The organism is Pseudomonas sp. Xaverov 83, from assembly GCF_019352905.1.
GTDB lineage: Bacteria > Pseudomonadota > Gammaproteobacteria > Pseudomonadales > Pseudomonadaceae > Aquipseudomonas > Aquipseudomonas yamanorum.
Genome location: NZ_JAAAFU010000075.1, coordinates 422,336 through 445,412 on the forward strand (window position 1 = coordinate 422,336; position 23,077 = coordinate 445,412).

General features: G+C 61.0%; 22 protein-coding genes. 13 read left to right on the forward strand and 9 right to left on the reverse strand.

All coding sequences use genetic code 11. From position 1 onward, the window contains the following. On the forward strand, window positions 1-517 hold a 517-nt coding region (locus K0H47_RS23185; protein WP_219273715.1), incomplete at its 5' end, for a hypothetical protein. Here K0H47_RS23185 and K0H47_RS23190 read toward each other — a convergent pair. After that, window positions 514-975, reverse strand: coding sequence for a TIGR02444 family protein (locus K0H47_RS23190; protein ID WP_063033882.1), 462 nt, complete (start codon window positions 973-975; stop codon window positions 514-516). The two genes, K0H47_RS23185 and K0H47_RS23190, sit on opposite strands and share 4 nt — an antisense overlap. A 50-nt stretch (window positions 976-1,025) precedes the next feature. Here K0H47_RS23190 and K0H47_RS23195 point away from each other — a divergent pair, with 50 nt between their 5' ends. The 3 genes from K0H47_RS23195 (at window position 1,026) to K0H47_RS23205 (ending at window position 4,335) form a co-directional block, all read left to right on the forward strand. Then, window positions 1,026-2,936, forward strand: a complete 1,911-nt coding sequence (locus K0H47_RS23195) for an ATP-binding cassette domain-containing protein (RefSeq protein WP_219273717.1) — start codon at window positions 1,026-1,028, stop codon at window positions 2,934-2,936. After that, a complete protein-coding gene (locus tag K0H47_RS23200) occupies window positions 2,936-3,499 on the forward strand; it encodes a mechanosensitive ion channel family protein (protein ID WP_063026322.1) in 564 nt (187 codons plus the stop codon). Before K0H47_RS23195 ends, K0H47_RS23200 begins: the two co-directional genes overlap by 1 nt. 203 nt (window positions 3,500-3,702) lie before the next feature. After that, a complete protein-coding gene (locus tag K0H47_RS23205; protein WP_003208844.1) occupies window positions 3,703-4,335 on the forward strand; it encodes a LysE family transporter in 633 nt (210 codons plus the stop codon). A 138-nt stretch (window positions 4,336-4,473) separates the two neighbouring features. Here K0H47_RS23205 and K0H47_RS23210 read toward each other — a convergent pair whose 3' ends face one another. The 5 genes from K0H47_RS23210 to K0H47_RS23230 all read right to left on the reverse strand — a co-directional run bounded on the left by K0H47_RS23210 (window position 4,474) and on the right by K0H47_RS23230 (window position 7,927). Beyond that, entirely contained in the window at window positions 4,474-5,217 is a 744-nt protein-coding gene (locus K0H47_RS23210) for a hypothetical protein (RefSeq protein ID WP_063026324.1), read from the reverse strand. 3 nt (window positions 5,218-5,220) lie between these two features. Beyond that, a complete protein-coding gene (gene lpoB / locus K0H47_RS23215; protein ID WP_017476649.1) occupies window positions 5,221-5,808 on the reverse strand; it encodes a penicillin-binding protein activator LpoB in 588 nt (195 codons plus the stop codon). A gap of 35 nt (window positions 5,809-5,843) precedes the next feature. Then, a complete protein-coding gene (locus K0H47_RS23220; RefSeq protein WP_003214024.1) occupies window positions 5,844-6,215 on the reverse strand; it encodes a YcfL family protein in 372 nt (123 codons plus the stop codon). 10 nt (window positions 6,216-6,225) lie between these two features. Then, window positions 6,226-7,623 carry a COG3014 family protein gene (locus K0H47_RS23225; RefSeq protein ID WP_219273719.1) on the reverse strand — a complete coding sequence of 466 codons (1,398 nt, stop codon included), beginning with the start codon at window positions 7,621-7,623 and terminating at the stop codon, window positions 6,226-6,228. A gap of 91 nt (window positions 7,624-7,714) precedes the next feature. Next, window positions 7,715-7,927, reverse strand: coding sequence for a hypothetical protein (locus K0H47_RS23230; RefSeq protein ID WP_177025648.1), 213 nt, complete (start codon window positions 7,925-7,927; stop codon window positions 7,715-7,717). 2 nt (window positions 7,928-7,929) lie between these two features. On the opposite strand from K0H47_RS23230, the gene K0H47_RS23235 reads away from it, so the two are divergent. Both K0H47_RS23235 and K0H47_RS23240 read left to right on the forward strand, forming a co-directional pair. Next, window positions 7,930-9,825, forward strand: a complete 1,896-nt coding sequence (locus K0H47_RS23235) for a cytochrome c/FTR1 family iron permease (protein ID WP_063026328.1) — start codon at window positions 7,930-7,932, stop codon at window positions 9,823-9,825. Between the two features lie 2 nt (window positions 9,826-9,827). After that, a complete protein-coding gene (locus K0H47_RS23240) occupies window positions 9,828-10,280 on the forward strand; it encodes a YaiI/YqxD family protein (RefSeq protein ID WP_017476645.1) in 453 nt (150 codons plus the stop codon). On the opposite strand, the gene elbB is transcribed toward K0H47_RS23240, so the two are convergent. Then, a complete protein-coding gene (elbB, locus tag K0H47_RS23245; protein WP_017476644.1) occupies window positions 10,277-10,942 on the reverse strand; it encodes an isoprenoid biosynthesis glyoxalase ElbB in 666 nt (221 codons plus the stop codon). The two genes, K0H47_RS23240 and elbB, sit on opposite strands and share 4 nt — an antisense overlap. 115 nt (window positions 10,943-11,057) lie before the next feature. Here elbB and K0H47_RS23250 point away from each other — a divergent pair, with 115 nt between their 5' ends. Beyond that, the gene (locus K0H47_RS23250; RefSeq protein WP_063026332.1) at window positions 11,058-12,293 is read left to right on the forward strand and encodes a sterol desaturase family protein; all 1,236 of its coding nucleotides are present in this window, start codon (window positions 11,058-11,060) and stop codon (window positions 12,291-12,293) included. Here K0H47_RS23250 and K0H47_RS23255 read toward each other — a convergent pair. Further along, window positions 12,274-12,912, reverse strand: coding sequence for a DedA family protein (locus K0H47_RS23255; protein ID WP_003214015.1), 639 nt, complete (start codon window positions 12,910-12,912; stop codon window positions 12,274-12,276). The two genes, K0H47_RS23250 and K0H47_RS23255, sit on opposite strands and share 20 nt — an antisense overlap. Window positions 12,913-13,141: 229 nt before the next feature. Here K0H47_RS23255 and hemB point away from each other — a divergent pair, with 229 nt between their 5' ends. Beyond that, window positions 13,142-14,155 carry a porphobilinogen synthase gene (gene hemB / locus K0H47_RS23260; RefSeq protein ID WP_063026334.1) on the forward strand — a complete coding sequence of 338 codons (1,014 nt, stop codon included), beginning with the start codon at window positions 13,142-13,144 and terminating at the stop codon, window positions 14,153-14,155. An 18-nt stretch (window positions 14,156-14,173) separates the two neighbouring features. Continuing rightward, complete coding sequence (gene ppk1, locus K0H47_RS23265; protein ID WP_063026336.1) at window positions 14,174-16,402, forward strand: polyphosphate kinase 1; 2,229 nt, start codon at window positions 14,174-14,176, stop codon at window positions 16,400-16,402. A gap of 186 nt (window positions 16,403-16,588) precedes the next feature. Here ppk1 and ppx read toward each other — a convergent pair whose 3' ends face one another. Then, window positions 16,589-18,091: an exopolyphosphatase gene (gene ppx / locus K0H47_RS23270; RefSeq protein ID WP_063026338.1), complete on the reverse strand. Its 1,503-nt coding sequence runs from the start codon at window positions 18,089-18,091 to the stop codon at window positions 16,589-16,591. Window positions 18,092-18,582: 491 nt separating this feature from the next. On the opposite strand from ppx, the gene K0H47_RS23275 reads away from it, so the two are divergent. From K0H47_RS23275 to K0H47_RS23290, 4 genes are all read left to right on the forward strand, one after another. After that, window positions 18,583-19,236, forward strand: a complete 654-nt coding sequence (locus K0H47_RS23275; RefSeq protein ID WP_063026340.1) for a DUF1120 domain-containing protein — start codon at window positions 18,583-18,585, stop codon at window positions 19,234-19,236. A 100-nt stretch (window positions 19,237-19,336) separates the two neighbouring features. Beyond that, window positions 19,337-20,050 (forward strand): fimbria/pilus chaperone family protein, encoded by a 714-nt coding sequence (locus K0H47_RS23280; RefSeq protein ID WP_081253072.1) that lies wholly within the window; start codon window positions 19,337-19,339, stop codon window positions 20,048-20,050. 6 nt (window positions 20,051-20,056) lie between these two features. Continuing rightward, the gene (locus K0H47_RS23285) at window positions 20,057-22,555 is read left to right on the forward strand and encodes a fimbria/pilus outer membrane usher protein (protein WP_257626724.1); all 2,499 of its coding nucleotides are present in this window, start codon (window positions 20,057-20,059) and stop codon (window positions 22,553-22,555) included. Continuing rightward, the gene (locus tag K0H47_RS23290; protein WP_219273721.1) at window positions 22,527-23,075 is read left to right on the forward strand and encodes a hypothetical protein; all 549 of its coding nucleotides are present in this window, start codon (window positions 22,527-22,529) and stop codon (window positions 23,073-23,075) included. The genes K0H47_RS23285 and K0H47_RS23290 overlap by 29 nt, the downstream gene beginning before the upstream one ends. Window positions 23,076-23,077 lie beyond the last annotated feature (2 nt).

Below are 23,077 nucleotides of genomic sequence, written 5' to 3' on the forward strand. Positions count from 1 at the left end.
TGCCAAGCCTGCAGCTAAAACCGCTGCTGCAAAACCAGCCGCCAAGCCTGCTGCTAAAACCGCTGCTGCAAAACCAGCCGCCAAGCCAGCTGCTAAAACTGCTGTTGCAAAACCAGCCGCCAAGCCTGCTGCTAAAACTGCTGCTGCAAAACCAGCCGCCAAGCCAGCTGCTAAAACTGCTGCTGCGAAACCAGCTGCCAAGCCAGCCGCTAAGCCTGCTGCTGCGAAACCAGCTGCCAAGCCAGCCGCTAAACCTGCTGCTGCGAAACCAGCTGCCAAGCCAGCCGCTAAACCTGCTGCTGCGAAACCAGCTGCCAAGCCGGCCGCTAAGCCTGCTGCTGCGAAACCAGCCGCAAAACCAGCAGCCGCCAAGCCTGCACCGGCCAAGCCAGCTACCCCAGCTGCAAAGCCAGCAACACCGGCCGCACCGGCTGCCAGCACCGCAGCGCCAACCGCTCCGGCCAGCAGCACGCCTGCACCGGCAGCGCCAAGCGTCACCCCAACCAGCGCTTCCTAAGTGTTGGTGACTGCGGCGCGCAGCTGATGCAGCGCGTCGTGGTCAAGGTTGGCGGTTTCGGCCGCCAGTCCTTCAAGCCACGCTTGAGCTCCCGCCTTGGCCATCGGCCAAACCTGCGCAACGCCTTCCAGGCGCGATAACAGCAGCCGCTCAGCTTCCAGCTCCAGGGCCTTGACCCGCTCCCGTAACGCTCCCAGCTCAGCATCCTGCTGCGCCATGGCCCGCCATTGCGTGCGCACTTGCCGCAGCGGCCCGACCACCTCCGCCTGCCACGGCTCAGCGACCTGCCGCAGTGCCTGCAAACGCGACGTTTCCGGCGCCACGCCACGCTGCTCCAGCCACAACCCGCACAACATCAGGCACACATCAGCCCCTTGCGCCTGCAAGCGCAGGCACGCGTCCTCGACGCCCGGGCGGGCGTAAGTCGAGAGGGCAAAGCTCCACAGGTCAGCGCACATATTCACACCCAAGCCAGCGGCCAACGAAGCTGGTAGACTCCGCCGCCATTATGATCCGACTTCAAAGCCTAACATTACAGCGTGGCCCGCAACGTCTTCTCGAAGACGCCGAGCTGACCCTGCACGCCGGTCACAAAGCCGGCCTGATCGGTGCCAATGGCGCCGGCAAATCCACATTGTTCGCCTTGCTGCTGGGTGAGCTGACGCCTGATTCCGGGGACTGTCTGCTACCGGCCGACTGGCGCATTGCCCATATGCGCCAGGAGATCGACACCCTCGATCGTATTGCGATCGACTACGTGCTCGATGGCGACCTGCGCCTGCGCCAGGTGCAACACGACCTCGCCGAGGCCGAGAAAGCCCAGGACGGTGCCGCACAGGCCCGCCTGCACTCGGAACTGGACAGCGCCGACGGCTATACCGCCGACGCCCGCGCCCGCAAGATGCTGGCCGGCCTTGGCTTTACCAACGAACAGATGGACCGCCCGGTCGCCGACTTCTCCGGCGGCTGGCGCATGCGCTTGAACCTGGCCCAGGCACTGATGTGCCCCTCGGACCTGTTGCTGCTCGATGAACCGACCAACCACTTGGACCTCGATGCGATCCTGTGGCTGGAAGACTTCCTGAAAAGCTACCCGGGCACCTTGCTGCTGATTTCCCACGACCGGGACTTCCTCGACGCCGTGGTCGACAACATCGCTCACGTCGACCAGAAGAAAATCACCCTGTACCGCGGTGGCTACAGCGCCTTCGAACGCGCCCGCGCCGAACGCCTGGCCCAGCAACAGCAGGCGTACGAGAAGCAGCAGGCGCAACGCGCGCACATGGAAAGCTACATCGCCCGGTTCAAGGCCCAGGCCACCAAAGCCCGTCAGGCCCAGAGCCGGATCAAGGCCCTGGAGCGCATGGAAGAACTGTCGGCGGCCCACGTCGATTCACCGTTCGACTTTGTGTTTCGCGAGTCGGTGAAAATCTCCAGCCCGCTGCTCGATCTGTCCGACGCCCGCCTGGGTTATGGCGACAAGACCATCCTCGAGAAGGTCAAGTTGCAGTTCACCCCCGGCGCGCGGATCGGCCTGCTCGGCCCCAACGGTGCGGGCAAGTCGACCCTGATCAAAAACCTCTCGGGCGAATTGCAGCCTTTGGCCGGTCGCCTGGTGCGCGGTGAGAACCTGGTGGTGGGCTATTTCGCCCAGCACCAGTTGGACTCCCTCGACGCCAAGGCCAGCCCGCTGCTGCACTTGCAGCGCCTGGCGCCGACTGAGCGCGAACAGACCCTGCGGGACTTCCTCGGTGGTTTCGACTTCCGCGGTGCGCGCATCGACGAGCCAGTGCTGAATTTCTCCGGTGGCGAAAAGGCCCGCCTGGCCCTGGCGTTGATCGCCTGGGACCGGCCAAACCTGCTGCTGCTCGACGAACCGACCAACCACCTGGACCTGGAAATGCGCCTGGCGCTGACCATGGCGCTGCAGGAATTCAGCGGCGCGGTGTTGGTGGTGTCTCACGATCGGCACCTGCTCAAGAGCACCACGGATAACTTCCTGCTGGTGGCTGACGGCAAGGTCGAGGAGTTCGACGGCGACCTGGAAGACTACGCCCGTTGGCTGTCGGACTACCGCCTGCGCAACGCGCCGGTCAGCAACACCCCGGTCAACCCGGACAAGACCGACAAGAAGGCCCAGCGCCAGGCCGCTGCTGCCCTGCGACAGCAGTTGGCACCGCACAAGCGTGAAGCCGACAAGCTGGAGGCCGAGTTGGGCAAGATCCACGAGAAGCTGGCGAAGATCGAAACCAGCCTCGGTGACAGCGCCGTGTACGAGCCGGCCCGCAAGGATGAATTGCGCGACCTGCTGGCCGAGCAGGCCAAGCTCAAGGTACGTGAAGCACAGTTGGAGGAGACCTGGATGGAAGCCCTCGAACTGTTGGAGTCCTTGCAAGCGGAGTTGGAGGCGCTGTCCTGATGGAGGCGCTGCAACTGCCACTGCCGGCCCAATGGATCGCGCCGATCTGGGTGGCCGTACAGATTCTGCTGATCCTGCTGGCCGGCTATCTCGCTCAGCGTTTCGTCGCCAAATGCCTGAACCGCCTGGGGGAACGTTATCCGTTCCCGCCGCAGTTGCTGATGCCCCTGCGCGGCGGCCTGCGCTGGCTGATCATGGGCAGTGCGCTGATCTTTGTGCTGGAGCGCTTGGGCGTGTCCGCCACGGTGCTGTGGACGGCGTTGTCGGGCTTTGTGGCGGTGGCCGCAGTGGCGTTCTTCGCCATGTGGTCGGTGTTGTCGAACCTGCTGTGCGCCATTCTGATCTTCACCGTCGGGCCGTTCCGCTTGGGCGACGTGGTCGAGTTGGTGGACACCGTCGACAAGCCCGGCGTCAAAGGCCGGGTGGTGGCGATCAACCTGCTCTACACCACGCTGATCGAAGTGGAAGAGGCCGGTACCGGCAGTGTCATGGTGCAAGTGCCCAACAGCCTGTTCTTCCAGCGCTCGGTGCGCCGTTGGCGCGGCAGCGACATACTGCCTTAACCTTTGGCGAGAGAGCTTGCCGTGGCGAGGGAGCTTGCTCCCGCTGGGCTGCGTAGCAGCCCCAAAAAAAGCCGGGAGCGCTACGCACTCCAGCGGGAGCAAGCTCCCTCGCCACAAAGGCGCACCCCAAAATTTTTGTAGCCATTTCTCGGCCAGCAGCGTTAGTTTAGAAACATTCAGCAAACTCAGCTCTGAGGTGTGTAATGGCGCTCGACACATGGCTGGCCTTTTTCCTGGCCAGTTGGATCATCAGTCTTTCTCCTGGCGCTGGCGCCATTGCCTCGATGTCCAGCGGCCTGCAATACGGTTTCCTGCGCGGTTACTGGAATGCCCTGGGCCTGCAACTGGGCCTGGCGATGCAAATCGCCGTGGTTGCCGGCGGCCTGGGTGCGATTCTCGCGGCATCTTCCACCGCGTTCTATGCGATCAAGTGGTTCGGTGTGGCGTACCTGGTGTACCTGGCCATCAAGCAATGGCGCGCGCTGCCAACCGACCTTAGCGATGACGCGGCGATTCGCCCGATCGGCAAACCGATGGCGATGATGTTCCGTGGGTTCCTGGTCAACGCCAGCAACCCCAAGGCCCTGGTGTTCATGCTGGCGGTGTTGCCACAGTTCGTGAACCCGCAGGCGCCGTTGCTGAACCAGTACCTGATCCTGGGCGCGACGATGATCTGCGTGGACATGATCGTGATGGCTGGCTACACCGGGCTCGCATCGAAAGTGTTGCGCTTGCTGCGCACACCGAAACAGCAGAAACGCATGAACCGCACGTTTGCCGGGCTGTTTGTTGGTGCGGCGGGGTTCCTGGCCAGCTTGCATCGCGCAACGGCGTAATTCACGAAACCGGATCAAAAATGTGGGAGCTGGCTTGCCTGCGATAGCATCACCCTGGTGTAACTGATACACCGAGGTGTCTGCATCGCAGGCAAGCCAGCTCCCACATTGGTTTTATGTCGGTAGCGTGATTTTCGTTCAGCGCAGGATCTTCGGCGCTTCATCCCGTGGCAGGTTATTGCGCAATGCAGGCTGCCCGGGTGCTTCCTGATAACCACCGCCAAGCTGCTCGGCCAACTGCCGCGCAACATCCTCGCCCAACGCCTTCGACACTTCCCGCACCACACGCGGCCGGTTCAGACTCACGCGCACGTCACGGTTGTTCACCAGCTTGGTGTCCTGGCCTTCGCCCATGGCGGTAAACGCCGAGGTGATCTCAAAGGTGCGGGTGTTGATCAGGCTGAAATCCGCCACCAGCGTCAGGCCCAGCACCGCCGAATAACTGTTAGTGTGGTCCAGGGCGTTGACGTCCTGGGTGAAGTCGATGTCCGACAAGGTGCCGAACAACACGTAGTCCGCGCCCTTGAAGTTACCGGCCTTGATCCGCTTGATCACGTCATACACATCGCCCTTGGCGTCAGCGGTGTAAGGCGTGCCCTGCACCAGTTGGAACTGCCGCGACTTGAGGATTTCACCCTTGATGTCGCCGCTGAACTTGCGCAGTTCGGTCTGCTCGATGTAGCTGTTGCGGCTCTCGTACTCGCTGTAGCTCGAGCCGCCGCTGGCGTTGTAGGCGCTGGCCTGGAAGTTGTTGCTAGCCGCGACCTGGTGGATGTACTCCTCCACCCGGGCCTCGTAGGCCAGGTCGGTCACCGCGATCTTCGGTGCGGCCGAGGCGCCAAAGGCGCACAGCAGGCCGATCATGCCGATCCATGCACGCATTGTTTAGCGCTCCGTGGTCTTGCGGATTTCTTTTTCGTCCATCCATTCGGCCAGGCCGCTTTCAACGTCAATCAGTTGCAGGCTGAACTTGTAGAACACGTCCTTGTAGTCCGAGCTGCGCTTGACGATGGAGCTGATGGAGCCTTCCAGACGGTATTTGGCGGCGACCATGTTGCCGGTCTTGCTGACGGTCGACTTCTTGTACAGGCCGCTCTGGTTCTGCAGCTTCAGCTGGTCGACCTGGCTTTGCATGTCGGTGTTGTCGCTGGCGAAGCGGGCGGTGCCGGTCTTCATCAGCTGGGTCTTGATCGAGGTGGTGATCTCGCGGGTATCGATGTACTCGCTGGTCTTGTTCTTCACGTCATACACCTGCACCACCGGGCGGCCCTGGAGGATGCCGGACTGGGCCAGGGAGCGGGTCATGCTTTCGGCGATCATCTGCAGGTCGGTGGAACCGAACTCGTTGGTCACCAGTTCCACGGCTTTGGTGTCGCCGTAGCTGATGTTTTTACCGCCCAGTACCGGCGAGGTGTTGGCGCAGCCGCTGGCCAGAACGGCGACCACGGCGAGGAACGAGAAGCGTGCAAACATGGGGATGTCTCTCTGAAACTGAATGAGTGGGCGGATCAAGGCGTTTTAACTTCCAGGCGGAAGTCGGCGGCCTGGGGCAGATTGGCGATGGCCGGCAGGAAGGTCGCCTGGTTGGCGTAGAGGTTCAGCACTTTCCAGGTCTCTTCGTCGCCCACCGGGAAGCCGTCGGCACCCAGCCAGGCGAAGCGGTAATACATCATCTGGTTGCTGCTGGTGATATTGCTCAACTGCACCTTGGCGGTCAGGAAACCGTTTTCCCGGGCGACGCGGATGGCGCCCACTGCGATGCCCTTGAACTTGCCCATCACCACGATTTTGCTCGCGGCGCTGCCGGGTTCCGGCGGTGGCGGGGTGGCGCAACCGGCCAGCAGGATCAGCGCCAGGGCACCGAGGATGAAATGACGCATAGCGTGCTCCTTAAGGTTGTTTGAGAGTGGCGACGGCCTGGGGCGGATTGCTCTGCACCACATGGGCCGCAAGACCGCCGGCGAATACCTGGTTGCCGACCACCCGCAGGGTGATCACCTGGTAGCGCTGATCGGCCTTGACCGTCACCAGCGTGCCGCCCAGGGCGTTGGGCAGGCTGACCTGGTGTTCGCCGTGCTTGAGGCGCAGGCGAGTCACCTGGGTCATGTCCGGCAGGGTGCGCCAGGTGCGGGTGTCGGCGCCTTCGGTGACGGCCGAGGCGATGCCGAGTACCAGGCCCGCCATTGGGTTGGTCTTGTTCAGGTTGTTCTGGGTGATGCCGCGGGTGACGGCGCGCACGGTGGTGCGCAGGATGATGCCCGGCATGTCATCCCGCAGGGCGCGGCGGGACATGACAGTGGTGCTGTTGAGGGCCGTGAGGTTCTGCTGCTGACCGTCGACACCGATCTGGGCGAAGGTCGCGGTGGAGTTGTCGGGCTTGATCACCGGGAACGACAGCGGGGTGATCACCAGGTGGCCGTCGATGGGGATCGGCAACGGCAGGCGAATCGAGTCGCGGGCCGGCGCCAGGCCGCTCTGCACCACGATCAGCACGTCAGTCTCGTCCGCACCGACCTTGGATTTGTCCAGGTTGAGCAGGGCCTGTTCCAGCAGTGGGGTGTTGGGGCGCAGCTCGGCAGCCTTGCGATAACCCGGTGCGGCCAGGTCTTTTTCGCCCAGGGCTTCGTAGACGAAGCCGGCGAGGTAATGGCTGAACGCGCTCTGGTAGCTGTTTTTCAGGCCGACCACTTCCGGGGCGTCGAGGCTTTCCACCGGGTAGCCGCGCAGGTCCTTGAACTGGGTGCTGATGCCCTGGCGCTCGGCTTCGTTCTCGCTCTTGAGGTATTCCTTGTCCCGCAGGTCGGCGATCACCGCCTCGCGTTCGTGGGTTTTCTTGATCTCGGTACGGGCACCGTCGAAGTCGTTCAGCGCCAGCAGATTCAGGGCCATCTGGGTGGTGAGCATGACTTTTTCGTAGTCGTAGCCTTCGTAGCGGCGGACCTTGTCATTGACCAGGAAGGCACCGAACTGCGCGAGGTACTTGTCGGTGTCGAACTTGACCGACTCTTCCCACTTGTAGACTTGCAGGTCGGCACTGCGCCAGGCGGTCTGGCTGCCGGCCAGGTCGCCCTTGGCCCGCAACAACTCGCCCTTTTCGAAGTAGTAGAGAAGGTCCTTGTCGTCGCCGGTGTTGTTCTTCTCAAGCAGGGTCAGCGCGCCGTCGACATTGCCGGTGGCCAACTGCTGATTGGTGGCTTGCAGCTCAGTGTCGTAGCTGCGAAACATCGAACAACCGGACAGCAAGGTGACTGCTGCGAGCGCGAGCGAGGTAAAGGCGCGAGATACCATTGAGGAGCTTCTTCCCTGAACGTAATCGGCCGAATGTGCTGGTCGGGCCGAATCACCAATGGCAGGAAGGTGTCGCAATCCTGCCAATTCCTCATAAAAAGAGGAGCCAAAATGCCATTTCGCAATAACGAAAGCGCGGCATTATAAGCTGCATTGCTGGCAAAACAATGGCCTTTTGGATCCTATTTCCAGAGAGGATGCCAGCATCCGCCCCTTGGTAATCCCAACCCAGATCACTAACACCTTGAGTCAAAACCCGTAAGGTTTGACAATGTGTTACTTCGTATTTCCATTTGAGATTCATTCATGATTGCCCCCTTCCGTTTTCTTGCCTGGCTGGTGCTGCCGGCGTTGATGTCGTGCAGTTTCAACCTGCTGGCCGCAACGGCCGAGGGCGCCCCCCAAGCCCTGCATTTACTGGACTACATCGGTGCGGACTATCCCCCGACGGTGGAGGCGGGCAAGGTTATCGATGATTCGGAATACCGCGAGCAGGTGGAGTTTCTCGGGGTCCTGCAAGGCTTGGTGGCTGAACTGCCGGAAAAGCCCGAGCGCGCCGAGTTGATAAAAGGCGTGGATGAACTGCTGGCCGCCGTAACGGCTCATCAGGACGGCGCGGTGGTTGCGCACCAAGCCCGGCAGTTGGGCGCCAAGCTGGCGGTGGCCTATGAAGTCAGCCAGGCACCAGCCATTACGCCCGACCCAACACGTGGTGCGCCGCTGTACGCCCAGAACTGTTCGGTCTGCCACGGCGCCACGGGTGCCGGCGATGGCCCCGCAGGCGTTGGCATGACCCCACCGCCCGCCAACCTTCGGGATGCTGCACGCCTCGACCGCTTGAGCCTCTACGCGATCTACAACACCCTTGGGCTGGGCGTGGAAGGCACCGACATGCCGTCGTTTGCCGATCAGCTGGACGACCGCCAGCGCTGGGACCTGGCCACCTATATTGCGGGCTTCACCGCCGACCCGGCTGCAGCGAAAAGCGAAAAGTCCTTCAACCTCGCCGACCTTGCGCGCCAGACCCCCAACGAAGTGCTGGCCGCCGAAGGCCCGGACGCAGTCGCGACGTTCCGTGCCCAGCGCGCCCAGCCGCCGCAGGTCAAGCGTGGCCCGGCGCAGTTGCTCGATTACACCGCCGCCACCCTCGACAAAAGCCTCGCCGCCTTCCGCAATGGCGAACATGAGCAGGCCTACGACCTGTCGGTAGCGGCGTACCTGGAAGGTTTCGAGCTGGTTGAAAGCTCCCTCGACAACGTCGACGCCAGCGTGCGCAAGGACACCGAAAAAGCCCTGATGGCCTACCGGCAGTCCTTGCAGGACGGGTTGCCGATCGAGCAGGTGCAGCAGCGCCTGGACGTGGCCAAAGGCAAGCTCACCGAGTCGGCCGGCCTGTTGGGCAGCGATGGCTTGAGCTGGTCCCTGAGTTACATCTCCGGTTTGCTGATCCTGCTGCGCGAGGGCCTGGAGGCGATCCTGGTGTTGGCGGCGATCCTCGCGTTCCTGCGTAACACCGGCCAGCAATCGGCGGTGCGCAGCGTCAACGTCGGCTGGGGCCTGGCGCTATTGGCCGGCTTGGCCACCTGGGCGTTGGCGGCTTATGTGATTGACGTCAGCGGCGCCCAGCGCGAGTTGCTGGAAGGCTGCACGGCGCTGTTTGCCAGTGTGATGGTGCTGTGGCTCGGGGTCTGGATGCACGACCGCCGCCACGCGGCCGCCTGGCAGGACTACATCAAGAGCAGCCTGGTGGGCGGTGGCGGGCGTTTTGGCTTTGCGATGCTGGCGTTCTTCTCGGTGTACCGCGAACTGTTCGAAGTGATCCTGTTCTACGAAACCCTGTGGTTGCAGGCAGGCCCCGCCGGGCACAACGCGGTATTGGCCGGTGGTGCCACGGCGCTGGTGCTGTTGGTGGGCCTGGCCTGGGTGATTCTGCGGGGCTCGGCGAAACTGCCGCTGGCGCTGTTCTTCGGCATCAACGCGGCGTTGCTGTGTGCGCTGTCGGTGGTGTTTGCCGGGCATGGCGTCAAGGCGTTGCAGGAAGCCGGGATCTTCGGCACCCGGCCGGTGGCGTTCTTTGACTTCGACTGGCTGGGCATTCACGCCGACGCTTATTCCCTGAGTGCCCAGGCCGTGGCCATCCTGGCAATTGTGGTGCTGTACGGCCGCAGCCGGCTGGCTGAAAAGCGCCGGGTGGTGGCGTAACCATGCGCGTGTGGATCGATGCAGACGCCTGCCCGCGGGCGGCCAAGGACCAGGTGGTGAAGTTCGCCCTCAAACGCCAGTTCGAAGTGGTGCTGGTGGCCGGGCAGAGCCAGATCAAACCGAGCTTCTCGTGTGTGAAGCTGATTGTGGTGCCCAGCGGCCCGGACGCGGCCGATGACTACCTGGTGGAACACGCGGTGCCTGGCGAGCTGGTGATCTGCAGCGATGTGCCGCTGGCCGACCGCTTGGTAAAAAACGGCGTGGCGGCGCTGGACCCGCGAGGCAAGGAGTTCAGCCCGCAGAACATGAGCGAGCGGCTGGCGGTGCGTAACCTCTTCACCGATCTGCGGGAGCAGGGGCAGATGGGCGGTGGCCCGCCACCCCATGGGGACAAGGACAAACAGGCGTTTGCCAACTCACTGGATCGGATCCTGACCCGATTGATGAAGGCTTAATCGTTTTGGTGGGTCAGTTCCAGCACTCGGTCCACCAGCTTGTTGATGCCTGAAGCCACTTCACTGATGCGCTTGCCCAGCATGTAGGCCGGGGTGCTCACCAGCTTGCGCGCCTTGTCTTCGACGATGTCGTCTACCGCGCATTCCTGGTGAGTGGCGCCCATCTTGTCCATGGCGGCTGCGGTGTCGGCATCGTTACCGATGGTGCACGTCACGCCGGGGCCATAGATCTTCGCCGCCAGGGCCGGCGAGATGCAGATCAGGCCGACGGGCTTGCCTGCTTCGGCAAACGCCTCGGCCAGTTCCAGCACCTGCGGGTTGACGCTGCACCCGGCGCCTTCCACGGCAAAGTTCGACAGGTTCTTCGCCGCGCCAAACCCGCCGGGCACGATCAGTGCGTCGAAATCCTCGGCGTTGGCCTCACGAATGTCCTTCACCTCGCCACGGGCAATACGCGCCGACTCCACCAGCACATTGCGCGACTCAGGCATTTCCTCGCCCGTGAGGTGATTGATCACGTGCAGTTGGGCAATGTTCGGCGCAAAACACTGCACCTCGGCGCCGCGCTGGTCCAGGCGCAGCAGGGTGATCACGCTCTCATGAACCTCAGCCCCGTCGTACACGCCACAGCCTGAAAGGATCACTGCAATCTTTTTGCTCATGGGCATTTCTCCTGATTCATGGCGTTAAATGTCTACTCATTTGTCACTCATTGCCAATGGGATATCCAGCCGCTACACCTACTCTAGATGTAACAATAATTGACCGGACTTGCCCATGGACTTCGTCCCTTACGCGGTACCGTTTTTCATTGCCTTGATCGTGGTGGAGCTGCTGGCCGACTACCGGCGCGGCCAACGCAACTACCGGGTGGCCGATGCCATCAACAGCCTCAGCACCGGCGTGTTGTCCACCACCACCGGGCTTTTGACCAAAGGCGTGGGCATCCTCACCTATGCCTTCGCCCTCAAGCACCTGGCGATCATCGAGCTGTCGGCCCAGAGCGTCTGGACCTGGGTGTTCGCTTTTGTCTTCTACGATTTCTGCTATTACTGGCTGCACCGCATGGGCCATGAGCGCAACATCCTCTGGGCGGCCCACTCGGTGCATCACCAGAGCGAGGACTACAACCTCAGCACCGCCTTGCGCCAGACCAGCACCGGCTTTCTGCTGAGCTGGATTTTCTACTTGCCGCTGGCCGTACTCGGCGTGCCGCTGGTGGTGTTTATCAGCGTGGCATCTCTCAACCTGCTGTATCAATTCTGGGTGCACACGCGCCATGTGCCGAAGCTCGGCTGGTACGAGTGGTTCTTCGTCACGCCGTCCAATCATCGGGCCCACCATGCACAGAACGCTCTCTACATGGATCGCAACTACGGCGGGGTGTTCATTATTTGGGACCGCCTGTTTGGCTCCTTCCAGGAAGAAGACGATAACGAACCGGTGATCTTTGGCGTGACCACACCCTTGGCCAGTTGGAACCCGCTGTGGGCCAACCTGCAGTTTTATGCGCAGTTGTGGAGTGATGCACGGCGTACCGAAAGTGGGTGGGACAAGCTGCGGATCTGGTTCATGCGCACCGGCTGGCGCCCGGCGGACGTGGCGGCGAAGTACCCGATGGCCAAGCCGGACTTGAGCCAGTTCCGCAAATTCGAGGTGCCGTTGGATGGGCGCCAACAAATTTACATCGCCCTGCAGTTTGCCGTGTACGTAGGTTTTGGCAGCTATTTGATGAATTTCGGCGAGGGCTTGCCGACCGCCGCCCTGGTGTTGGGCTGGAGCGCGATGGCATTGGGGTTGTTCACCCTGGGGGTGGCGCTTGAGAATCGCCCGTGGGCGTTGAAGGCTGAGCTGGTGCGCCTGGCACTGAATGTGCCTTTGGTATGGCTGGCGCCGCTGGTGGGGCTGTGGCCGGCCAGCTCGTTGGGCTGGCTGGGCCTGGTCAGTTACAGCTTGCTCAGCGGCATCGGCCTCTACTGTTGCAGAGACCGGCTTACTCGACTGGCGTCGTAGGCTTTTCGGCTTTTTCAGGTTCGCCGGCCGCCAGGCGAACCTTCTCGGCGGCACAGGCTTCGCGGGTCAGGCGGGCGTTCTTGACGCGCCGGCGGATCCACAAGCCCAGGCCCAGCACCAGCAGTGCGCCCAGTACCCACAGCTCATATTTCTTGACGCTGCCCAGCATGCCTTCCAGTACCGCGCCGAAATGGTAAGCCGCAGCCCCCAGCGCCGCGGCCCACACGGCGGCGCCGATCCCGTTCAGCAACAGGTAGCGGCCCGGCGGGTAGCCCGACAAACCAATGGCCACCGGCATCACCGTGCGCAAACCGTAGACAAAGCGGAAGCTCAGCACCCAGATGTCCGGGTGCTTGCGGATATGCTCCAGGGCCTTGTCGCCCAGCAGTTGCCAGCGCGGCTTGCGCGCCAGCAGTTTGCGGCCGTGCTTGCGCCCCAGGAAGTACCACAGCTGGTCGCCGGCGTAGCTGCCGAAAAAGGCAACGACCACCACCAGGTTGATATCCATGTATCCACGGAACGCCAGGAAGCCTGCGAGAACCAAGATGGTTTCGCCTTCGAAGAAGGTGCCGAGGAACAGCGCAAAGTAGCCGAAGTCATGCAGAAATTGTTGAAGCATGGTCTGGGTGCTGGCGAAATGAACGCGCAGCCTACGCCTTCGTGAACATTCATGAAAGTATCGAGATGTGTCACGAAGTGAACAATTCCTACATAAACGACGAATGCGACTACAGGTCACATGCCGGTTGGCTTACGGTGCATGAGGTAACCACAACTGTAATTCCTTCGTCATAATGGCCGCTTATAACTGTCACGCTCGCCCGTCAACCCGGGCTCAGGAGTCTGCCGTGAGCTTTACCCCCGCCAACCGCCTGTTTCCCGCCACCCGTTTGCGTCGCAACCGTCGCGATGATTTTTCCCGTCGCCTGGTGCGTGAAAACGTCCTGACGGTGAATGATCTGATCCTGCCGGTGTTTGTGCTGGACGGTGAAAATCGTCGGGAAGCGGTGGCGTCGATGCCGGGTGTGGAGCGCTTGACCATTGATTTGCTGCTCGAAGAGGCGGCGAACTGGGTTGAACTGGGGATTCCGGCACTGGCGCTGTTCCCGGTCACGCCGTCTGAACTCAAGTCCCTGGACGCCGCCGAAGCCTGGAACCCGGACGGTATTGCTCAGCGCGCCACCCGTGCCTTGCGTGAGCGTTTTCCGGAACTGGGAGTGATCACCGACGTGGCGCTGGACCCGTTCACCACCCACGGGCAGGATGGCATTCTCGACGACGAAGGCTATGTTCAGAACGACATCACCGTTGATGCGCTGGTCAAGCAGGCCTTGTCCCACGCCGCAGCGGGTGCCCAGGTGGTGGCGCCGTCGGACATGATGGACGGTCGCATCCAGGCGATTCGCGAAGCCCTCGAGCTGGCCGGCCACGTCAACGTGCGCATCATGGCTTACTCGGCCAAGTACGCCAGCGCCTATTACGGGCCGTTCCGCGATGCGGTGGGTTCGGCGCTGAACCTGGGCAAGGCCAACAAGGCCTCGTACCAGATGGACCCGGCCAACAGCCACGAAGCCCTGCACGAAGTTGCGGCGGACCTGGCTGAAGGTGCCGACATGGTCATGGTCAAGCCCGGGATGCCCTACCTCGACATCCTTTATCGGGTCAAAGATGAATTCAAGGTGCCGACCTTTGTCTATCAGGTCAGTGGTGAATACGCCATGCACATGGCCGCGATCCAGAATGGTTGGTTGAGTGAAGGGGTGATCCTTGAATCCCTGACTGCCTTTAAACGCGCGGGTGCTGATGGCATCCTGACTTACTTCGCCGCCCGCGCCGCCCAATTGCTTAGAGAGCAACACTAGCCCTCACAGGAACACTCGATGAATACCGAAGGACTCACAGAAGTTGCCGTAAAAGACGCTCACCCGGTGGTCGAACAAGTCACCGAGACCCCGCCGGAGCTGGAGCCGGCACCGCCTGCCGTGGTGGTCGAAACGCCCGCTGCCGCACCGGCGCCGGTGGTTGCGATTACCAACCTGGATGACAGCAGCCTGTACATCCATCGCGAGCTGTCACAACTGCAATTCAACATCCGCGTGCTGGAACAGGCACTGGATGAGTCCTACCCGTTGCTGGAGCGGCTGAAGTTCCTGCTGATCTTCTCCAGCAACCTGGACGAGTTCTTCGAGATTCGCGTCGCCGGCCTAAAGAAGCAGATCACCTTTGCCCGTGAACAAGCCGGCGCCGACGGCCTGCAACCGCACCAGGCCCTGGCCCGTATCAGCGAGCTGGTGCACGGCCATGTGGACCGCCAATACGCGATCCTCAACGACATCCTGCTGCCGGAACTGGAAAAGCATCAGGTCCGCTTCATCCGGCGCCGTCACTGGACCGCCAAGATCAAGACCTGGGTACGCCGCTACTTCCGCGACGAAATCTCGCCGATCATCACCCCTATCGGTCTCGACCCGACGCACCCGTTCCCGTTGCTGGTGAACAAGAGCCTGAACTTCATCGTCGAGCTGGAAGGTATCGACGCCTTCGGTCGCGATTCCGGCCTTGCGATCATCCCGGCACCGCGCTTGCTGCCACGGATCATCAAGGTACCGGAAGAGGTGGGGGGCGCTGGCGATAACTATGTATTCCTTTCGTCGATGATCCACGCCCATGCCGATGACTTGTTCCAGGGCATGAAGGTCAAGGGCTGCTACCAGTTCCGCCTGACCCGTAACGCTGACCTGGCGCTGGACTCCGAAGACGTCGAAGACTTGGCCCGCGCCCTGCGCGGCGAGCTGTTCTCCCGTCGCTACGGTGATGCGGTACGTCTGGAAGTGGCAGACACCTGCCCGAAACACCTGTCCGACTACCTGCTCAAGCAGTTCAACCTGAGCGAGACCGAGCTGTACCAGGTCAATGGCCCGGTGAACCTGACGCGCCTGTTCAGCATCACCGGCCTGGACAGCCACCCGGAGCTGCAATACACGCCGTTTACCCCGCAGATCCCGAAACTCCTGCAAAACAGCGAGAACATTTTCAGCGTGGTGAGCAAGCAGGACATCTTGCTGCTGCACCCGTTCGAGTCCTTCACGCCGGTGGTCGACCTGCTGCGTCAGGCCGCCAAGGACCCGCATGTATTGGCTGTACGTCAAACCCTGTACCGCTCCGGCGCCAACTCCGAAATCGTCGATGCGCTGGTAGATGCCGCGCGTAACGGCAAGGAAGTGACGGCGGTGATCGAACTGCGGGCGCGGTTCGACGAAGAATCCAACCTGCAACTGGCCAGCCGCCTGCAAGCGGCCGGTGCGGTGGTGATCTATGGCGTGGTCGGCTTCAAGACCCACGCCAAGATGATGCTGATCCTGCGCCGTGAAGCCGGCGAGATCGTGCGTTACGCCCACTTGGGCACCGGCAACTACCACGCCGGCAACGCCAAGCTCTACACCGACTACAGCCTGCTGACCTCCGATGACGCTTTGTGTGAAGACGTCGGCAAGCTGTTCAGCCAGTTGATCGGCATGGGCAAAACCTTGCGCATGAAGAAGCTGCTGCACGCGCCGTTCACCCTGAAGAAGGGCATGCTCGACATGATTGCCCGCGAGACCCAGTTCGCCCTCGAAGGCAAGCCGGCGCACATCATCGCCAAGTTCAACTCGCTGACCGATCCGAAGATCATCCGTGCGTTGTACAAGGCCAGCCAGTCGGGCGTACGTATCGACCTGGTGGTGCGTGGCATGTGCTGCCTGCGTCCGGGCATCGCAGGGGTCTCCCATAACATCCACGTGCGTTCGATCATCGGGCGCTTCCTGGAGCACACGCGGGTGTTCTACTTCCTCAATGGCGGCGAGGAGCAGATGTTCCTCTCCAGTGCCGACTGGATGGAGCGCAACCTCGACAAGCGTGTGGAGACTTGCTTCCCGGTGGAAGGCAAGAAACTGATCATGCGGGTGAAGAAGGAGCTGGAGAGTTACCTCACCGACAACACCCACAGCTGGAGCCTGCAGTCGGACGGGCGCTATGTGCGCAATACTCCGACCGGCAACCAGAACCCGCGCAGCGCCCAGGCGACGTTGCTGGAGAAGCTGGGCAGCCCGATTCTGACGGTGAACTAAAAGCCGACGCGGTCAAAAATGTGGGAGCGGGCTTGCTCGCGAAGGCGGTGGACCAGTCGATGAATCTGTTGACTGACACTCCGCCTTCGCGAGCAAGCCCGCTCCCACATTTGTTTTGTGGCGTTAGATTGTTCCCACGCTCTGCGTGGGAATACATCCTGTGACGCTCCGCGTCACTCACCCCTATCAGCGCACGTTCAGCGTGAACCCAACCCGCGTCAGCCACTCGGCTTCCTGGGCGAAATCCGCCTGGGTCAGCTGGTTTTCATCCAGCCAGTTTTTCGGGAATACCACGTCCAGGCTGTCGGCATTGGCCCGCAGCACCACTTGTGGCATTTCCTGGGTACCACGGATGTGGTGGAACAGGATCGCAAAACGCAGCAGCGCGCACAGGCGAATCAGCTTGATGCCTTCGTCACCGAACTCGGCAAACTTGTCCTTCGGAATGTTGCGCCGGTGGCCGCGTACCAGCAGGGCGAGCATCTGTTGGTCTTCCCGGGAGAAACCCGCCAGGTCCGAGTGCTCGATCAAGTAGGCGCCGTGCTTGTGGTAATGGTAGTGGGCGATGTCCAGCCCCACTTCATGGACCTTGGCCGCCCAGCCCAGCAGTTCACGCCAGACGCCGTCTTCCAGGTCCCAATCCGCCGCGACCTGATCGAAAGCATGCAGCGCCTTGCGTTCAACCCGAGCGGCTTGCTCCAGGTCGACGTGGTAACGCTCCATCAGCGAGCTGAGGGTGCGTTCACGCACGTCTTCGTGGTGATGGCGGCCCAGCAGGTCGTACAGCACGCCTTCACGCAGGGCACCGTCGCAGTGGTCCATGCGTTGCAGTTCGAGGGCATCGAAAATCGCTTCGAGGATTGCCAGGCCCGCCGGGAAAATCGTGCGGCGGTCAGGCTTGATGCCATCGAAGTCGATCTTCTCGGCATCCCCCAGCTTGAACAGCTTGCGCTTGAGCCAGGCCAGGCCTTCGGCATTGACCTCGCCAGTGCCGTGGCCGCCGGCCTTGAGGGCCAGGCCGATGGCGCGGATGGTGCCGGACGAGCCGATGGCCTCATCCCACGTCAGGCGGTGCAGGGCGTGCTCGATGCTCATGATCTCCAGCCGCGCCGCCGTATACGCCTGGGCGTAGCGGGCCGGGGTGATCTTGCCGTCCTTGAAATAGCGTTGGGTGTAGCTGACGCAACCCATCTGCAGGCTTTCGCGCAGCAGCGGTTCGAAGCGCTGGCCAATGATGAATTCGGTACTGCCACCGCCGATGTCGGCCACCAGGCGCTTGCCCGGGGTGTCTGCCAGGGTGTGCGACACGCCGAGGTAGATCAGGCGCGCTTCCTCACGGCCGGAGATGACCTCTACGGGGTGGCCGAGAATCTCCTCGGCACGGCGGATGAATTCGCCGCGGTTGCGGGCTTCGCGCAGGGCGTTGGTGCCGACGATCCGCACGGCGCCAGGGGGCATGCCGTTGATCAGTTGGGCAAAGCGCTTCAGGCAATCGAGCCCGCGCTGCATGGATTCTTCATTGAGCTGACGCTCGTCGTCGATCCCGGCAGCCAGTTGCACTTTCTCGCCGAGCCGCTCAAGGATGCGGATTTCGCCGTTCTGGGCCTTGGCCACGACCATGTGAAAGCTGTTGGAGCCCAGGTCGATGGCGGCGATCAGGGACAGATTCTTGGCTTGGGATTGCGGCATGGTTAAGGGGTCTCGGTCGATAACCTCGCCATCGTGCCACGATCAACCGCTGACGCCAACGCGTAGTGCCAGAGTAATTTTTCCAGCACCGCCATGGGACCGTTGACTTGCCATTGTGGGAAATGTTCGCTCGTCTCGTATTACCAAGTTAATAGTTGATGTAATCCATATTTATGCAACCCAGCACTTACTGGGGTAACTGATAGGTCCTACACGTTTTCGTATTCATCCTGAGCGATTTTGTACTCACTCGCACGGCGGCGCCGGAAGCTTCAAGGCAATAGCGTTGGTGGTTCATACGAGGATTGCAATTTTTTCCGGCTTTATTGTGGAGTCGATATGCCGATACTTCGGTTCGGCATTTGTGCCGTGGCGGTATTTATTTATGGATCAGAACGTCATGTGGCATGAACTTGTCCGTGCGGACGGGGCAATGATCGTTTCTGTCCATCTGTAATTAGCCGTATCTCTCATTGAAAGGTAACTATCTGATGAAGAAAAATATTGCTGTATGGGTGGGCATGTTTCTAGCTGTTGCAGGTCTGAGTGCACAAGCCGCCGATCTTCGTGTCAAGGGCACCATTGCGCCCAGCAGCTGCAGTTTCACAATCACCAACTCTGTTATTGATTACGGCGCTATCAATCCGAGTACCTTGAGCCCCACCAACTATACCAAGTTGGCCGCCAAGACCACGCCTTACGCAATCAGGTGTGCCAGCAGTGTAAAGACCAAGGTGGGTATCAAGGCCGTGGATAACCGGGCCAGCAGCCGTATCCCGAACCTGATGGTCAGCCAGTTCGGTGCGCCTTACACCGATACCTATAACTACGGTTTGGGCACTACCGCGAGAGCGCAGAAAATAGGCGGTTACGTTGTGCATCTGCGTAATTCTGTCGCTGATGGCCGGGCGGTAAACGTTCTTACCAGTAGCAACAATGGCACCAGTTGGGTGCAGGGCGGGCCGGCTTTGGGGCAAGGCGCGAATATTGCGGCATGGCACATTGGAACCAATACGCCACTCCAACTGAATACACTGGCCGGGAATCTGGAAGTTCAGGCAGTTATCAATAGAACTTCTGAGCTTGATATGACGAGTCAAATCGCTCTTGATGGTCAGGCGACTTTGGAACTGCGTTACCTCTAAGAACCATTTGAATTGGGTCGATGCAGGTTAGGGCTGGAAGTTAATTGCCAAAACCTGCGTCGACTGGTTTGTAATCTTGAGGTAATGGGAAGGTTGGTCAATGACTAAGTTGAGATTCAAAGTTCTTGCGCCTTTGTATGTTTGTTTGAGTCTGGTGTTTGCTGCTGATGTATGGGCAGATGGTATGCGTCCTGAAACAACTGTTATTGTGCTGAACGAATCGGAGGGCGAAGTCAGCATCAACGTAACCAATACCGATAAAGGGCCCGCCTTACTTCATTCGACGATCGAAGATATTCCTGAGGACCTTGAGCCGCTGGTGCTTATAACGCCGCCTGTTGCGCGAGTCGATGCAGGGGAGCAGCAGATGGTCAGGTTCCTGGCAATTGGCAAGGAGCCGCTCAAGACTCAGCGTTTGAAGCGTGTGTCTTTCGAGGGCGTTCCTCAGACGCGACCCGGTTCGGGTGCGACGATCGGTATCAGCCTTCGGCAGAATTTGCCCCTGATCCTGCACCCCAAAGGCTTGCCTCGAAATGAAGCACCCTGGGAGCTACTGACCTGGCAACTGCAAGCCAGCACTCTGATCGTGCGCAACGACAGTCCGTATGTGGTCCGACTGGGCACTGAAGTGAAGGTCAACCCGCAAAACATTCAAGCCAACCTTCCTCGCGCCTACATCTTGCCGGGCGAAGTGTTGAGGGTTGACCTGAAGAAGGCCGTACCGGACGCCACTTCAGTGACCCTCGAGCCGGCCACCATCTATGGATTTACCGTCGACAGCTACGACGCATTACTCCTAGCCAATGCGCCTTGACCGGTCATGAGAAAAGTCAAAAGAGTTCCCGGTGCAGTCAGTAAAAAGCTATCTAAAACCAAGCGTGACGATGAGCGATTCAGGCGTAATGGCCTGGTGTGTGTGGCGATCCTGTCGGGGATGACTGAGCAGGCTTACGCTGCCCAGCCCGGCACCCAGTTGCTGGGGTTCGACCTGGCGACCTTACAGGCTCGCGGTATTGACCCCGGCGTCGCTCGTTATTTCCGTAGCGCTGCGCGTTTCACCGAAGGCGTGCGCGTTGTCGGGCTCACGGTGAATGGTGACCGGGTGGGGCTGGCGGATGTGCGTTTCAATCATGAAGGCGAGTTGTGTTTCACCCGTGGTTTGCTCGACCGAGCGGGCTTGCAGGTGCCTTCCCGGGTACTGAACAAAGACGCAGCGGGTGACCAGGCTTGCCATGACTTCCTCTCTGAGTATCCCAAGACGGTCGCAACGTTACGCCCGGGAAGCGAGGAAGTATTCCTGGTGGTGCCTACCCAGGCATTGCGCGAACTGCAACGCGGGTCTGGCCACTATTCCCGGGGCGGTACCGCAGGGATGCTCAACTATGACCTGCAGGGCAGTAATAGCCATTCGCGAGAGGATACCAGCCGTTATTTCTCCGCTTCGACAGAAGCAGGGTTCAACTTCGGAGACTGGATTGCACGTAGTCGCCAGCTGTACGTCTCCAGCAACGGGCGCTCCACCGCCGAGCATCTGTTTGCCTATGCGCAACGTGATTTAGTGCCGTTGGCTTCTACGTTCCAATTGGGGCAGATATCCGGCATCAGCCCGGTATTTGGCGGTGTGCAACTGTTGGGCGCACAGTTGTTTCCCGACGGGATCGCGAGCAGTTCGAGCGGCGGTGGCGTGGTGGTCGAGGGCGTAGCCGTCAGCCAATCACGGGTTGAAGTGCGTCAATCAGGCGCCCTGATTTACACCACGGTGGTGCCCGAAGGCCCCTTTTCATTGAGCAATTTACCGTTGCTCAATGGCACAAGTGACCTTCAGGTCAGCGTCATCGATACACGAGGGGCACAACGTAGTTTCGTGGTACCGGCGGCGTCTTTTCGCGCGGCGGTACCGGTCAGGGCGGGTTATACGGCTGGGCTGGGCAAGGTGCGTGATGTGGACCGCAGTGGCGCCAAAGAGCCTGTGCTAGGAATGGCCAGCGGAACCTGGGCGTTTGGCAAGAGCAGCGCCTTCAGCTCCGGGGTGCAGGGCACCGACAACTACAATTCGGTGGGCTTTGCGCTGGACACCGGCTTTGGCGAACGTTTTTCCCTGGGGCTGCGTAACAACCTTGCGCGGGACCGTAAAAAAAAGCGCCAGGGCGCGCGCAATAGCATTTCCGTGGGAAGCACGTTGCCTGGCAACGTACAGGTTTCGCTGAGCGCCACTACTCAAACCCCAGGCTATCGTGAGGTGCTCGAAACCCTGCGTACTGCCGCCGGCGACGCTCGGGACGCACGGTTTAAAAATCAGTACACCGCGGGCTTCAGTTGGGCTGCACGGGAGTTTGGCGAGTTTTCGTTGGGCTATTCCCGGGCGGCTCATTTCAATAGCAGGACCACCCAAAACATCTACGGCTCTTGGAGCAAGGACTTCAGGTACGCGAACGTGGGTGTGACGGTGGACTCGCAGGTGGGTACGTCGGGTGCTACCCGCGGCGATAAGGATGGCGTCGGGTTTCGCTTGCAGGTCGCCGTTCCGCTGGGCCGCGAGCGGTCCCTCACCTCTGTTGCACGACACCAAGGTCGTCGATCCAGTATTGGTACCACGTATACCGAACGTGTGGATGAGACCCTGAACTATGAGCTTCGTGGCGAGAGAGACTTGAGGGGCGATCATGAGCAGGCCGTGGGCGGCTGGGTTAATACGTTGTCGCGTTATACCCAGGTCGGTGCGGGCATTGACCGGGATGGATCGAGTACACGCTACAGCGGGCAATTGCAGGGCGCCGTGGTGGCCCATGATCGGGGCGTGACCTTTACGCCGTACCGGGTCGAGGATACGTTCGGCGTTGCCTCGGCCGGGGATATTACGGGGGCTCGTATCAGTACTCCCCAAGGGCCTGTGTGGACTGATCGCTGGGGCATGGCGGTGCTTCCCGGGCTGCCCGCCTATCAAGTCAGTCAGCTTGAAATCGAAGGCAAGTCCCTGCCGCGGCAGGTGGATATCAAGAACGGTACGAAAGTGCTGGAGGCCGGGCGAGGTTCATTCAGCAAGGTCGACTTCGAGGTGGTTAAAGTTCGACGCGTGCTACTGAGGGCCACGGATACGACGGGCGAGCCTCTGCCTCAGGGGGCATCGGTGCTTGGCGCAGGTAATGCGTTCCTGACCAACGTGGTGGCAGACGGCATGATTTTCCTGAGCAATATCGATAGCGCGCAAACCCTCACGGTGTCATCGCCGAGCGGGGCCTCGTGCACACTCCAACTCGACCTGGCGGAGCAATCCTATGATGAACGACCCTATGAAACCGCTTCCGCGACCTGCCGTTAAGGTAGGCGCTGCGGGCGCGCTGTTATCCGGCCTGTTGATGGTGGGGGAGGTCCATGCCGCAGAATGTCGTCTCTCGTTGAGCCGGCCAGAAGTTGATCTTGGCGCGTTACGCCAAGGTGGGCAGGTTGCTGCCCAAGGCGTACTTTTTGGTAAGCGCACGGTGCATTTGAATGTGGTGTGCCAACAAGACACGGTCATCGCCGTGCGTTTTCGAGGCGTGCCCGCTGTGGGCCAAGGCTTCAGGTTTGGCCACCAGGGGTATTTCACCCTGAGCCTCCAGCAGCCAGTGCTGGACGGCAGGCCTGTCGAGTTGGCCCCTTTGCATCATCGGGCCGAGCGGAACAGCCAATTGTTGCCGGACCAGGCCATGGTGGTGCTGGCTGCCGGGCTGCCCGCCGTGGGTCGCGTGTTTTCAGCTCAGGTGCAGGTCGACACTTATCTCTTCAACACGGCCACCGCCGTTCGCGATAAGACCGTGTTGGAGGGCAGAGGGCGTTTTGAGCTGGTGCCTGCTGGTTGACG